Below are 12,776 nucleotides of genomic sequence, written 5' to 3'. Positions count from 1 at the left end.
GTCCTGGGGACCCGGCCCGTCGGTTCCGCGGGATCTCAGCCCATGTGCGGGTAGGTGTAGTCGGTCGGCGGGACCAGCGTCTCCTTGATGGCGCGGGTCAGGGTCCAGCGCATCAGGTTCTGCGGGGCACCGGCCTTGTCGTTGGTGCCCGAGGCACGACCGCCGCCGAAGGGCTGCTGGCCGACGACGGCACCGGTCGACTTGTCGTTGATATAGAAGTTGCCGGCCGCGTAGCGGAGCTTGTCGGCCGTGTAGGCCGCCGCCGCGCGGTCGTTCGCGATGACCGAGCCGGTCAGGGCGTAGTCGGAGACCGACTCCATCTGGGTCAGCATCTCGTCGTACTTGTCGTCCTCGTAGACGTGCACGGCGATGATCGGGCCGAAGTACTCGGTGCGGAACACCTCGTTCTCCGGGTCGCTGCACTCGATGACGGTCGGGCGGACGAAGTAGCCCTCGGAGTCGTCGTAGGTGCCGCCCGCGACGATCGTGCAGGTGGCGTCCTCCTTGGCGCGGTCGATGGCGGCCTTGTTCTTGGCGAAGGCACGCTCGTCGATGACGGCGCCGATGAAGTTCGACAGGTCGGTGACGTCACCCATCTTGATGCCGTCGACCTCGGCGGCGAGCTCCTCCTTGAAGCCCGAGTTCCAGATCGACGCCGGGATGTACGCCCGGGAGGTGGCGCTGCACTTCTGGCCCTGGAACTCGAAGGCACCGCGGGTGAACGCCGTCTTCAGGATCGCCGGGTCGGCCGACGGGTGGGCGACGAGGAAGTCCTTGCCGCCGGTCTCGCCGACAAGGCGCGGGTAGGTGCGGTACTTCTCGATGTTCGCGCCGACCGTCTTCCACAGGTACTGGAAGGTGGGGGTCGAGCCCGTGAAGTGGATGCCGGCGAGGTCGCGGTGCTCCAGGGCGACCTTGGAGACCTCGATGCCGTCGCCGGTGACGAGGTTGATGACGCCCTTGGGCAGACCGGCCTCCTCCAGCAGCTGCATGAGCAGCACGGCGGCGTGGGTCTGCGTCGGGGACGGCTTCCAGACGACGACGTTGCCCATCAGGGCGGGGGCCGTCGGAAGGTTGCCCGCGATGGCGGTGAAGTTGAAGGGCGTCACCGCGTAGACGAAGCCCTCCAGCGGGCGGTGGTCCAGACGGTTCCACACGCCCGGGGAGTTCGCCGGGGGCTGCTCGGCCAGCAGGTTGCGGGCGTAGGAGACGTTGAAGCGCCAGAAGTCGATCAGCTCACAGGGCGTGTCGATCTCGGCCTGCTGGGCGGTCTTGGACTGCCCGAGCATGGTGGAGGCGGCGAGCGTCTCGCGCCAGGGGCCCGACAGCAGCTCGGCGGCGCGCAGGATGATCGCCGCGCGGTCGTCGAAGGACAGGGCACGCCAGGCGGGCGCGGCGGCCAGGGCCGCGTCGACGGCGTCCTGGGCGTCCTGCTGGGTGGCGTTGCGGTACGTGCCGAGCACGGCCTTGTGGTTGTGCGGCTGGACGACCTGGAAGGCCTCGCCGCCGCCCATCCGCTTCTCGCCGCCGATGGTGCAGGGCAGGTCGACGGGGTTGTCGGCCAGCTCCTTCAGCCTGGCCTCCAGCCGGGCACGCTCGGGCGAGCCGGGGGCGTAGCCGTGCACCGGCTCGTTGACGGGGGTGGGGACCTGGGTCACAGCGTCCATGTTTTCCCTAACTCCTTACTGAGCGGTGTGGCGGTCAGCCCTTGGTGAGCATCGATCGTGCGAAGAACCGCAGGTTGGCCGGTTTCTCGGCGAGCCGGCGCATGAAGTAGCCGTACCAGTCGGTGCCGTAGGCGGTGTAGACGCGCATGCGGTGGCCCTCGGCGGCGAGGCGCGACTGCTCGTCGCCGCGGATGCCGTAGAGCATCTGGAACTCGTACTCGTCCAGTTTGCGCCCGGCGCGGTGGGCGAGCTCCTGGCCGATCGCGATCAGGCGCGGGTCGTGGGACCCGATCATCGGGTACCCCGTCCCCTCCATCAACGTACCGAGAATCCGTACGTACGCCCGATCGATCTCGTGCTTGTCCTGGTACGCGACCGAGGCGGGCTCCTTGTACGCGCCCTTGACCAGGCGTACCCGGCTGCCGTTCGCGGCGAGGCGGCGGGCGTCGGCCTCGGTGCGGAAGAGGTAGGCCTGGATGACGCAGCCGGTCCCCGGGAAGTCCTTCCGCAGCTCATCGTGGATGGCGAACATCGAGTCGAGGGTGGTGTGGTCCTCGGCGTCCAGAGTGACCGTGGTGCCGATCTCGGCGGCGGCCTCGACGACCGGGCGGACGTTCTTGAGGGCCAGCTCGTGGCCGTCCTCCAGCGCCTGCCCGAACATCGACAGCTTCACCGACATCTCGGCACGGGTGCCGAGCTCCAGCGGCTTGAGGCGGTCGATCAGCTCCAGGTAGGAGTCCCGGGCGGCGGCGGCCTGCGCGGGGTTGGTGATGTCCTCGCCGACGACGTCCATCGTCAGCTCCAGACCCCGGTCGGCCAGGTCCCGGACCACCGGGACGATGTCGTCGACGCCTTCGCCCGGGATGAAGCGGTCGACGACCTGCTTGGTCACCGGGGCCGCCGAGATCAGGCGTCGCATCCGGTCGCTGCGAGACGCGGCGAGAATCACGGGACCCAGCACGGGGCACCTCCAGAGCACAACCAACGGATGGCCGGACCCCGGGCGGATGACGCTTCGGGTACGGCGCGGAGAACCACCGTGAAACCTAAGGATCCTCTCGATCGTCGGCCATCGACAGCTGTCACGCATTCGTGCCGCAGATCTCAGACAGATGTATGAAGGGTCGTGGGCGGTGGGGGACAATGCCCGCATGACGTCGGAACACCGGGGCGACTACGAGGAGCTGGTCGACGAGATCTCGGAGCTCCTCGGCGCGCCCGCGACGCTGGAGAACCGGGACTTCGAGCTGATCACCTTCGGGGCGTACGACAGCGAGGGCGACCTCGATCCGTCGGCCCTGGACCCGGTGCGCACCCGTTCGATCCTCACCCGCCGTTCGACCGCGGCCGTCCGGGCCTGGTTCGAGGGCTTCGGCATCACGCGTGCGACCGGCCCGGTGCGCATCCCGCCGACGCCGGAGGCGGGGGTCAACCGGGGGCGGATCTGCCTCCCGGTCCGCCACCGGGGCGTGGTCCACGGCTATGTCTGGCTCCTGGACGACGATCCCGGCCCGAGCGAACAGCGGCTCTCCGCCGCCATGGAGGTCACGACCCGGATCGGGGCGCTGCTCGCGGACGAGGCCCAGCACGGTGCCGACCTGAGCCGTGAACTGCGCGCCGTCCTCACTGCGGAACGCGACTGGCAGCGCGACATGGCCATAGCGGAACTCCGCACGGCGCTCGGCTCCCGCGCCGACGGTCTGCACACGGTGGTCTGCGTGGCCCCCTGGCCATCGGCCGACCCCGACGACGCCCCCTCGGTCCGTACGATGCCGGGCGCGACAGCTCTGTGCACGCTGCCGTGGGGGGCGTCGGCCCAGTGCGTGGCCCTGCTGATCCGGCTGCGCTCGACGGACGTACTGACTCCGGCGACCACCGCGGCGACACGGCTGCTGGAGCGGGTGGGCGGCGGCGCTTCGGGCGGTGGGGCCGCAGGCCGCAGGGCTTCGGGCGGTTCGGCTGCCGCTACGTCGGGCGGTACGGCCTCGCGCGGCACACGCGGCGCCTCCGCCGGGCCCGGTTCGGGATCCACGTCCGGGCAGTCCGGTACCTCCACCCACGGACCGACCGGCCCCGCCGCCGGCCTCGCGACCCCCCGCTCCGGCCTCGCAGAGCTCGGCACCGCCTGGTGGGAGGCGTCCGCGGCGGCTCGGGCGGCGCTGGCCGAGGCCCGGCTGGGACCGGTCGCGCAATGGTCGGAGATCGGACCGTTCCGGCTGCTCACCGCGCTGCCTCCGGACCTGGCCCACGACCCCGCCGTCCACGCCCTGCTCTCCCCGGTGCACGTGGAACTCGCCCGTACCGCCGAGATCTACCTCGACTGCGCCGGCCAGGCCGCCCGGGCCGCCGCCGAGCTGGGCATCCACCGCCAGACCCTGTACTACCGACTGTCCCGGATCGAGAAGCTCACCGGCCTGGACCTGGACGACGGCGAGGACCGTCTGCTCCTGCACATGGCGTTGAAGGGGGCCCGGCTCGCGCACGGTCGGGCCATCGGGCCTTCCGGGTGAGACCCATCGCCCGACGGAGCGATCTTCAGGACGGCGCCGTGCCGTCGGGCGCCGCGCGCGGTCACGAATCTCCCGGTGTGCCATCGACTGGGAGGAGTTCACGTGCGGAACCGACGCGCCTGGTCCGCGAAGCGAACGGCGGTCGCGGGGCTGGCTTGCGGGGTGCTCGCGCTCGCACTGCCGGGCGCCCACGCGAGTGCCGGTTCCGGCCGCAGCGCGGGAACGGCGTACGAGGCCGAGCGGGGCGAACGGAGCGCATCGACGGTCATCGAGTGGATGCGCACGGCCGATGCCACCATCGAGGCCGAGGCCCGCCCGGTGCCGCCCGAGTCGTTCATCTGGGAGGCGTACGTCTCCACCGCCGTCTACAACGCCGTCGTCGGCATCGAGGGGCGCTTCGCCCCGTACAAGTGGGACGGACGGGCGCCTCGTACGGCCTCGTCCGCGGCGGCTGCCGCCTCGGCGGCACACCAGGTACTGCGCCACTCCTTCCCCGGGGCCGCTCCCCGGCTGGACGCCGCCCTGACCGGCACCCTCGCGAAGATCCCCGACGGCGAGGCCGAGGACCAGGGCGTCGCGTTCGGGAAGCTCGCCGCCGACCACATCATCGATCTGCGCCGCGATGACGGCCGCGGCGCGTCCGTGCCGTTTCCCGCGCGTCCGCGCCCCGGTGTCTGGCGTCCCACCCCGCCCGGTCACGAGCCGTTCCGCAATGCCTGGATCGGCAGGTTGCGGCCACTGCTGCTGGACTCCCCGCACCAGTTCCGCCCCGGCCCCCCGCCGGCGCTCCGCTCCGCCCGGTACGCGAAGGACCTCCGCGAACTGGCGGCCTACGGAGGCCGGACCGGCTCGCAGCGGACCCCCGAACAGACGGACACCGCGCGGTATTTCACCAACCTGGACCTGCAAGGAGCTCTGGGCGACCACGCCACCCGGCACGGGTTCGACATCACCGAGACCGCACGCCTGTACGCGGCGGCCAACACCGCCCAGGTGGACGCCGTCGTCGCCGCCTGGGACGCCAAACTCCACTACGGCACCTGGCGGCCCGTCACCGCCATCCGGGAGGCGGACACCGACGGCAACCCGGCGACCCGGGCGGACCGGCACTGGGAACCTCTGCTCGTCACCCCGGCGCATCCCGACTACCTCAGCGGCCACGCCACCATGGGCGGCGCGCTGATGCGCATGCTGACCGGGATCCTCGGCAGCTCCCGGGTCGACCTGCACATCCGGTCGACCACCACCGGTACGTCCCGCCACTACCGCTACGCCCACGAGTACGAACAGGACGTCATCGACGCCAGGGTCTGGGGCGGGATCCACACCCGCACGGCCGACGAGGTGGGCGCCGCCACCGGTCGCGAACTCGCGGCCTGGGCACTGCGGAAGTACTTCCGTCCGGCTCCCTGACCCCTCCTCCCCCTGACCCCTCTTCTTCTGAAAACGATTGTCATCATGCTACGGTCGTGGCACATTCAACTTTTGACCATGCCTTGACCGAGGTGTCCCGTGCGCGTCCCCGCTCGTCTCGCCCCCCTCACCGCCCTCACCGCCGCCTCCGCCCTGCTGACCGGCTGCTTCACCGGCACCCAGCAGGCCACGGACGACTCCGGGCCCGGGGGGAAACGCATACGCGTCGCCATGCTCCAGCCTCCACGCTCCGGCCTCTCCCCGCTCTCCGACGACGCGTTCAAACTGTCGCGCTGGTCGACCGCCGAGACACTCGTGAAGCTGGACGCGGAGGGCGACGCCCGGCCCGCGCTCGCCACCGAGTGGCAGCAGTCCGGGAAGACCTGGACCTTCACCCTCCGCGAGGGCGTCACCTTCCACGACGGCACGAAACTCACCCCCGAAGCCGTCGTCCACGCCCTCACCAAGGCCGCCACCGCCTCCCCCAAGCCCCGCATCCTCGACGGCGTGGACCTCACCGCGAAGGCGGACGGTGACAAGGTCACCGTCACGACCGCCACCGAGGACCCCCTGGTCCCGCAGCGGCTCAGCTCCCCGCAGCTGGCGATCCTGGCGGCGAAGGCCTACCGGGGGAAGACGGTCGACCCCGTCGGCGCCGGCACCGGGCCCTTCGAACTGACGAAGGTCAATGGCACCTCCTCCGCCACCCTCGACCGCTACGACGGCTACTGGGGCGGGAAGGCCGAATCCCCCGGCATCGACGTGAAGTTCGTCCCGGACGGAACCGCACGCGCGGCGGCGCTGCGCAGCGGCGAGGCCGACATCGTCGAGGCGATCCCCGTCTCGCAGGCCGCCGTCCTCGACAAGGACCTGGTCACCGAGGTCCCGATGCCGCGCACCAACACTCTCTACCTCAACACGGAGAAGGGCGCCTTCGAGGATCCCGCGATCCGGGCGGCGGCCCGGGAGGCGATCGACGCCGAGTCGATCGTGAAGGGCGTGTACGAGGGCCGCGCCGATGTCGCCGAGGGCCTGCTCGGGCCCGCCCTGCCCTGGGCCGCCGATCTGCGTACACCGGTCGAGCGCGCCAAGGCCGGCGACCCGTCCGGCGAGACCGTCACCATCGGCACGTACACCGACCGCTCCGAGATGCCCGAGGTCGCCGCCGCGCTGCAACAGCAGCTCCAGAAGGCCGGGTTCAAGGTGAAGCTGGACGTGCGCGAGTACGCGAACATCGAGTCCGACGCGCTCGCGGGCCGCTTCGACGCGTTCGTCCTCTCCCGCGCCACCGTCCTCGACTCCGGCGACCCGGCCGCGTACCTCTACAGCGACTTCGCATCCAAGGGCACCTTCAACCTCTCGCACTTCGCCGACCCCGAGGTCGACAAGGCCCTGAAGAAGGCCACCGACACCCGGGTCGGCGACGCCCGCCGCAAGGCGGTCGTCGAGGCCGAGGCCGCCGTCCTGGCCGCGGACGCGGCCGTTCCGATGCTCCACGAGCGGGTGATCCAGGGCGACGCCGCCGGTGTCGTGAACGCCGCGCACGACCCGCGCGAGCGCGAGCTCGTGACCGCGGACACCTACGTCAAGTGAGGTTCCTTGCGAAGCGCACGGCCGGACTGACCCGCTGCGTCGGCCTCCTCGCCGTCCTGGCCGTTGTCGGCCTGCTGCCCTGGCTCTCCCACCGCGACCCGGCGCTCACCGTGCTGCGCGCCCGGTCGGCCGAGCAGGAGGCGACCGAGGAGGCCCTGGCCGCGATCCGCCGGGACCTCGGCCTGGACGCCGGCCCGCTGTCTCTGCTGGGGAGGTGGGCCGCCGACCTGCTCCACGGCGACTTCGGCACCTCCTGGGTCTCGGGGCACGACGTCCTGCCGTCCGTGGTCGCCGGGCTCCAGGTGTCGCTGGGGCTGATGGGCGCGGCGCTCGGCGTGGCGGTGCTGCTGGCCGCCGCGCTGGTGACGCCGGTGCTGGTGCGCGGGCGCGGCTCGGCCGGGGCGTTCGCCGCGATGCTCGCCGCCGTACCCGAGTTCCTGCTGGCCACCGTGGTGCTGCTGGTGTTCGGGGTGTGGCTCGGATGGCTGCCGACGTCCGGCTGGCAGAGCGCCGAGTATCTGGTGCTGCCCGCGCTCGCCCTGGGCGTCCCGGCGGGCGGGCTGCTCGGGCGGCTGGTGGCGGACGCGCTGCCCGCCGTGCTCGACGAGCGGTGGGCGGAGCTGTGGCGGGGTGCCGGGGTGAGCCGGGCGCGGGTCGCGGGGGCGGCGCTGCGGCGCGTTCTGCCGCCGCTGGTTCCGCAGTTCGGGATGGTCGCCGTCGGCCTGACGGGCGGGGCGGTGGCCGTGGAGACGGTGTTCGCGGTGCCGGGCATCGGCCGTACGGCCCTCGGCGCGGCCCGGTCTCAGGACCTTCCGCTGCTCCAGGGCTCGGTCCTCGCGCTGCTGCTGCTCGGGCTGGTCGCGGGCGCGGTGGCGGCGGGCATACGGCGCCGGCTGCTGGGGCCCGCGCTGCGGGACGCCGGGCTGACGCTGCCGCCGGCCCGCCCGGTCCGCGCGCACCCGGCGGTCCCGGTGGCACTGGCCGCCGTCCTGCTGCTCACCATCGGCTGGGGCCTGCTGCGCGACCCGTACGCCGTGGACACCACCGTCCGTCTCGCCGCGCCCTCCTGGTCGCATCCGCTCGGCACCGACGGTCTCGGCCGCGATGTGCTCGCCCGGCTCGGTCACGGCGCCGCCTCGACGGTCGGCACGGCCGCGGCGGTCTGTCTGCTGGGCCTGCTGATCGCGCTCGTGCTGGGCTTTCTGCCGGGGGTCGCGGCGGGCGCGTCGGACATCGCCAACGCGCTGCCCCCGGTGATCGTCGGCATCCTGGTCGCGGCGGCCGTCGGGCCGGGCACCGGCGGGGCGGCCCTGGCGGTCACGCTGATCTCCTGGCCTGCCCTGTCCGCGCACGCGGCGGCTCTGGTGCAGGAGGTGCGGGCGTCGGCGTTCCTCACCACCCAACGGGCCATCGGGGCGAGCCCGTTCTGGATCCTCACCCGGCATGTCCTGCCGTCCGTGGCCGCCCCGGTCGCCCGCCATGCCCTGCTGCGGCTGCCGGGTATCGCCCTGGCCCTGGCCTCCCTCGGCTTCCTCGGCCTGGGCGCCCAGCCGCCCGCCCCCGAGTGGGGCCTGCTGCTGGAGGAGTCCCGGGCCTATGTGGAACGCGCCCCGTGGGCGGCCCTCGCCCCGGCGGCGGCCCTGGCCCTGCTGGCGGGCCTCGCGGTGTCGGGCGCGGCACTCACCCAGGGCCGGAGCGTACGGCGAGCCGGCCCGGCTCCGGTAAAGGCCGAGAAGAAGGAGGCCCCCGTTGGAGTCTGAGCCACTGCTGTCGGTGCGCGAGCTGCGGATCGCCTTCGACGGGGTCGAGGCCGTGCGCGGCCTGTCCTTCGACGTGCTGCCACGTGAAGTCCTGGCGATCGTCGGCGAGTCGGGGGCGGGCAAGTCCCTCACGGCCCGCGCGCTCCTCGGCATGCAGCCACGCGGCGCGACCACGAGCGGGACGATCACCCCGGACCTCTCGGCCCACCGCGGCCGCCGTATCTCCCTCGTCCCGCAGGACGCCCTGTCCGCCCTCTCCCCCGTGCACCCGGTCGGCGACCAACTCGCCGCCGCCGTACGCTCGGTGGCCGGAGTCTCTCGCAAGGAGGCCCGGGCCCGGGCGGTCGCCGCCCTGGACCGCGTCGGCATCCCGGACGCGGCACGCAGGGCGCGGGCGTATCCGCACGAGTACTCCGGCGGCATGCGGCAGCGCGCCGTGATCGCCATGGCCACGATCAACGAGCCCGACCTCGTGGTCGCCGACGAGCCCACCACCGCCCTCGACGAGGAGCGCCGCGACCAGGTGCTGCGGCTGCTCGCCGAGCAGCGGGAGGCGGCCGGCGCCGCGCTGGTCCTGGTCACCCACGACATGGACGCCGTGGCGGGCCACGCGGACCGGATGCTGGTCATGTACGCCGGGCGCCTCACCGAACTCGGCCCCGCGGACGAGGTGCTGGCCCGTCCCCGCGCCCCCTACACGGCAGGTCTGCTGGCGTCCCTCCCGCGGCACGCTCCCCCGGGCCGCCGGCTCCCCGCCCTGCGCGGCACCCCGCCCGCCCCGGGCACGCTCCCGCCGGGCTGCGCCTTCGCCCCGCGCTGCCCGCTCGCGGCGGACCCCTGCCACACGGCGGAACCGGAGCCCCGGCAGGCGGCCGGACGCCTGGTCGCCTGCCACCGATGGGAGGAACTCCCCTGCCCCGCCACGGAGTTGTTCCTGAAGGAGGGACAGCCGGCATGACCGATCCCCTGCTCGACGTCCGCGACCTGGTCGTCCGCTACGGCCCGGTCACCGCCGTGGACGGCGTCTCCTTCTCCCTGGCCGCCGGCGAGACCCTGGCCCTGAACGGCCCGTCCGGCTGCGGCAAGTCCTCGACGGCCCTGGCGGTGCTCCAGCTCCGCCGCCCGGCGAGTGGCGAAGTCCATTTCGAGGGACGGGAGTTGACGTCCCTCCCGGAACGCGAACTGCGCCCGCTGCGCCCCCGAATGCAGCCCGTCTTCCAGGACCCGTACGGCTCCCTGAGCCCCCGCCACCGCATCCGGGACGCCATCGCCGAACCGCTGAAGGTCCAGGGCCGCTGGCATCCCGCGGACGGCCCCGCCCGTGTCGCCGAACTCCTCGACCGGGTCGGCCTCGACCCCACATACGGCGACCGCCGGCCGCACGAACTCTCCGGCGGCCAGTGCCAACGCGCCGGCATCGCCCGCGCCCTGGCCTGCGACCCACGCCTGCTCGTCCTGGACGAGCCGGTGTCCTCACTCGACCCATCGGTCCGGGCGGGCGTGCTGAACCTGCTCGCCGACCTCCAGGACGACCTGGGCCTCGGCTACCTGTTCATCTGCCACGACCGGGCGGTCGTACGGCACTTCGCGGACCGGGTGATCGAGATGAGCGGGGGCCGTCTCACGTCCGGTCAGCGGCTTCGATGACCTGGCGCAGACCTTCGGTGAGCGCGTCGGCGTCCGGCGCCCGCTCGGGGTCGAAGTTCCACTGTGCGATGAGCCCCGTCATCAGCGTCGTGTAGAACCTGCCGAGCGTGTCCAGGGTCTTGTCCGGGATGTCCTCCTCGCGGACACCCATGAAGAGCGCGACCAGGGCCCGCTCGGCATCCCGCTGCTGTTGCGCGAGGTGGTCGCGCACCACGGGCAACTGGTCCCCCATGGCCACGATCTCCATGCTGAGGCGCCACATCGAACCGGGCCCCCGCATGGTCCCGATGATGTTGGACCACACCTCCTGGAACCGCTCCAGCGAGCCGGGCTCAGCCTCGCTCCCCCCGGGCTCCTCTCCCTCGAAGGCGTCGGAGAGCTCACCGACCAGCGACAGGTACGCCTCTGCGAGCAGCGCGTCCTTGGAGCCGTAGTGGTAGCCGATCGAAGCCAGGTTGGTTCCTGACTCCTTGACGATGTCACGCGCGGTCGTGCGCACGAACCCCTTCGCCAGCAGGCAGCGCTTGGCGCCCTCGAGCAGATCCTCACGGTGTCCCATGACAGCTCACTCTACCCCGGCATTCATACACTCGTCCCAGACGTTCGTCTTATACGTCCGTACTAGACAAGTGTTTAACACGCCCGTACAGTCCAGCCCATGACGACGAACCCCACCCCTCCGGCCCGTGCCGGCCGCCGCGAATGGACGGCCCTCGGCGTGCTGATGCTGCCGCTGCTCCTGGTCTCGATGGACGTCTCCGTCCTCTACTTCGCGATCCCCGCGATCAGCGCCGACCTGGAGCCGAGCGCCACCCAACAGCTCTGGATCTTCGACAGCTACGGCTTCGTCCTGGCCGGCCTGCTGATGACGATGGGCTCCCTGGGCGACCGCATCGGCCGCCGCAGGCTCCTGCTGTTCGGCGCCGCCGCCTTCGGTACCGCCTCCCTGGTGGCGGCCTACGCGAACAGCGCCGAGACCCTGATCGCCGCCCGCGCGGTCCTCGGCATCGGCGGCGCGACACTGATGCCGTCGACGATGGCGCTGGTGCGCACGATGTTCACCGACCCCGCGCAGCGCACCAAGGCGATCGGCCTGTGGTCGGGTGTGATGACGGCCGGCATCGCCCTCGGCTCGGTGATGAGCGGCGTGCTCGTCGAGCACTTCTGGTGGGGCTCGGTCTTCCTGGTCAATCTGCCCGCGATGGCGCTGCTCCTGGCCCTGGGGCCCTTCCTGCTGCCCGAGTCGAGGAACCCCCGCCCCGGCCGCTTCGACCTGCTGAGCGTTCCCCTGTCGATGGCGGCCGTGCTCCCCGTGATCTACGGCCTGAAGGAGCTCGCGTCGCAGGGCTGGGACGTGCGGTACGCGATGTCGGTGAGTGCCGGCCTGCTCTTCGCCGCGCTGTTCGTCCACCGCCAGCGCACGGCGGTGTCCCCGCTGATCTCACCGGAACTGTTCCGGAGCCCCGGCTTCAGCCCGGCCGTCGTCCTCAACCTCGTGGCCGCCTTCGGCATGATGGGCTCGGCGTACTTCACGACCCAGTACATCCAGTCGGTCCTGGACAAGAGTCCCCTGGACGCGGCGCTGTGGAGCCTGTTGCCGTCGGTGCCCATCGGGCTGGCGGCCGTGGCCGGCGCACAGCTGGTGCGGCGGGGCGTTCCCCGCGCCCATGTCGTCGCCGGGGGCTTCGCGGTCACCGCATGCGGCTATGTGCTGCTGGCCCTGGCCGGCACGGACTCGCTCTGGCTGCTGCTGACCGCGTGCGCCGTCCTGGCCTGCGGCGTCGTCGCCGCCATGTCCCAGGTGGCCGACCTGGCCCTGAGCGCCGCCCCGGTGGAGAAGGCGGGCGCGGCCTCGTCCCTGCTGGAGACGGGCACGGAGTTCGGCGGCGCGCTGAGCATGGCGTTCCTCGGCTCCATCGGTGCGGCCGTCTACCGCCACGAGATCCCGGCCTCGGCGCCCGCCCCGGCCCGCGAGACCCTGGGCGGCGCCCTGGCCGTCGCCGAGCAGCTGCCGGGGCGCGCGGGAGACGCCCTGGCGACGGCGGCACGCGAGGCCTTCACCAGCGGTATGCACGCGGCGGCGATCACGGGCGCGGTGCTGCTGGCCGCAGCGGCGGCCGCTGCCACGGTGCTCCTGCGCCGGGTCCCCGAACAGGAAAACGCCGGACGGGCTGATCAACTCAGCC

At 72.4% G+C, this 12,776-nt stretch carries 10 protein-coding genes; 7 read left to right on the top strand and 3 right to left on the bottom strand.

Going from position 1 to position 12,776, the window contains the following annotated elements:
• Nucleotides 1-35: 35 nt before the first annotated feature.
• Both pruA and ACWIF2_RS37870 read right to left on the bottom strand, forming a co-directional pair.
• Nucleotides 36-1,667 carry an L-glutamate gamma-semialdehyde dehydrogenase gene (pruA, locus tag ACWIF2_RS37875; RefSeq protein WP_454365864.1) on the bottom strand — a complete coding sequence of 544 codons (1,632 nt, stop codon included), beginning with the start codon at nt 1,665-1,667 and terminating at the stop codon, nt 36-38.
• A gap of 34 nt (nt 1,668-1,701) precedes the next feature.
• Nucleotides 1,702-2,628: a proline dehydrogenase family protein gene (locus ACWIF2_RS37870; protein WP_454365862.1), complete on the bottom strand. Its 927-nt coding sequence runs from the start codon at nt 2,626-2,628 to the stop codon at nt 1,702-1,704.
• A gap of 190 nt (nt 2,629-2,818) precedes the next feature.
• Between ACWIF2_RS37870 and ACWIF2_RS37865 the strand changes: the two genes are divergently transcribed.
• From ACWIF2_RS37865 to ACWIF2_RS37840, 6 genes are all read left to right on the top strand, one after another.
• On the top strand, nt 2,819-4,177 hold the full coding sequence (locus tag ACWIF2_RS37865) for a PucR family transcriptional regulator (protein WP_454365860.1): 1,359 nt from the start codon (nt 2,819-2,821) through the stop codon (nt 4,175-4,177).
• A gap of 102 nt (nt 4,178-4,279) precedes the next feature.
• Nucleotides 4,280-5,590 (top strand): vanadium-dependent haloperoxidase, encoded by a 1,311-nt coding sequence (locus ACWIF2_RS37860; protein WP_454365858.1) that lies wholly within the window; start codon nt 4,280-4,282, stop codon nt 5,588-5,590.
• A gap of 99 nt (nt 5,591-5,689) precedes the next feature.
• Nucleotides 5,690-7,183, top strand: a complete 1,494-nt coding sequence (locus ACWIF2_RS37855) for an ABC transporter substrate-binding protein (RefSeq protein WP_454365856.1) — start codon at nt 5,690-5,692, stop codon at nt 7,181-7,183.
• Complete coding sequence (locus tag ACWIF2_RS37850) at nt 7,180-8,943, top strand: ABC transporter permease subunit (protein WP_454365854.1); 1,764 nt, start codon at nt 7,180-7,182, stop codon at nt 8,941-8,943. Before ACWIF2_RS37855 ends, ACWIF2_RS37850 begins: the two co-directional genes overlap by 4 nt.
• The gene (locus ACWIF2_RS37845; RefSeq protein ID WP_454365852.1) at nt 8,933-9,901 is read left to right on the top strand and encodes an ABC transporter ATP-binding protein; all 969 of its coding nucleotides are present in this window, start codon (nt 8,933-8,935) and stop codon (nt 9,899-9,901) included. The genes ACWIF2_RS37850 and ACWIF2_RS37845 overlap by 11 nt, the downstream gene beginning before the upstream one ends.
• The gene (locus tag ACWIF2_RS37840) at nt 9,898-10,590 is read left to right on the top strand and encodes an ATP-binding cassette domain-containing protein (RefSeq protein WP_454365850.1); all 693 of its coding nucleotides are present in this window, start codon (nt 9,898-9,900) and stop codon (nt 10,588-10,590) included. The genes ACWIF2_RS37845 and ACWIF2_RS37840 overlap by 4 nt, the downstream gene beginning before the upstream one ends.
• On the opposite strand, the gene ACWIF2_RS37835 is transcribed toward ACWIF2_RS37840, so the two are convergent.
• Nucleotides 10,565-11,149 carry a TetR/AcrR family transcriptional regulator gene (locus ACWIF2_RS37835; protein WP_454365848.1) on the bottom strand — a complete coding sequence of 195 codons (585 nt, stop codon included), beginning with the start codon at nt 11,147-11,149 and terminating at the stop codon, nt 10,565-10,567. The genes ACWIF2_RS37840 and ACWIF2_RS37835 overlap by 26 nt on opposite strands.
• A 99-nt stretch (nt 11,150-11,248) precedes the next feature.
• Between ACWIF2_RS37835 and ACWIF2_RS37830 the strand changes: the two genes are divergently transcribed.
• Nucleotides 11,249-12,776, top strand: a 1,528-nt coding sequence (locus ACWIF2_RS37830; protein WP_454365846.1) for an MFS transporter, incomplete at its 3' end; no start/stop codon positions are given.

The organism is Streptomyces sp. NPDC055506 (assembly GCF_053643595.1).
The sequence above is the reverse complement of the archived record's forward strand: the minus strand, read 5'-3'. Positions and strand labels throughout refer to the sequence as shown.

Bases quoted from the DNA above. Each gene is read 5' to 3' on its own strand.
- pruA (WP_454365864.1), bottom strand. From the start codon at position 1,667: ATGGACGCTGTGACCCAGGTCCCCACCCCCGTCAACGAGCCGGTGCAC.
- ACWIF2_RS37865 (WP_454365860.1), top strand. From the start codon at position 2,819: ATGACGTCGGAACACCGGGGCGACTACGAGGAGCTGGTCGACGAGATC.
- ACWIF2_RS37840 (WP_454365850.1), top strand. From the start codon at position 9,898: ATGACCGATCCCCTGCTCGACGTCCGCGACCTGGTCGTCCGCTACGGC.
- ACWIF2_RS37835 (WP_454365848.1), bottom strand. From the start codon at position 11,149: ATGGGACACCGTGAGGATCTGCTCGAGGGCGCCAAGCGCTGCCTGCTG.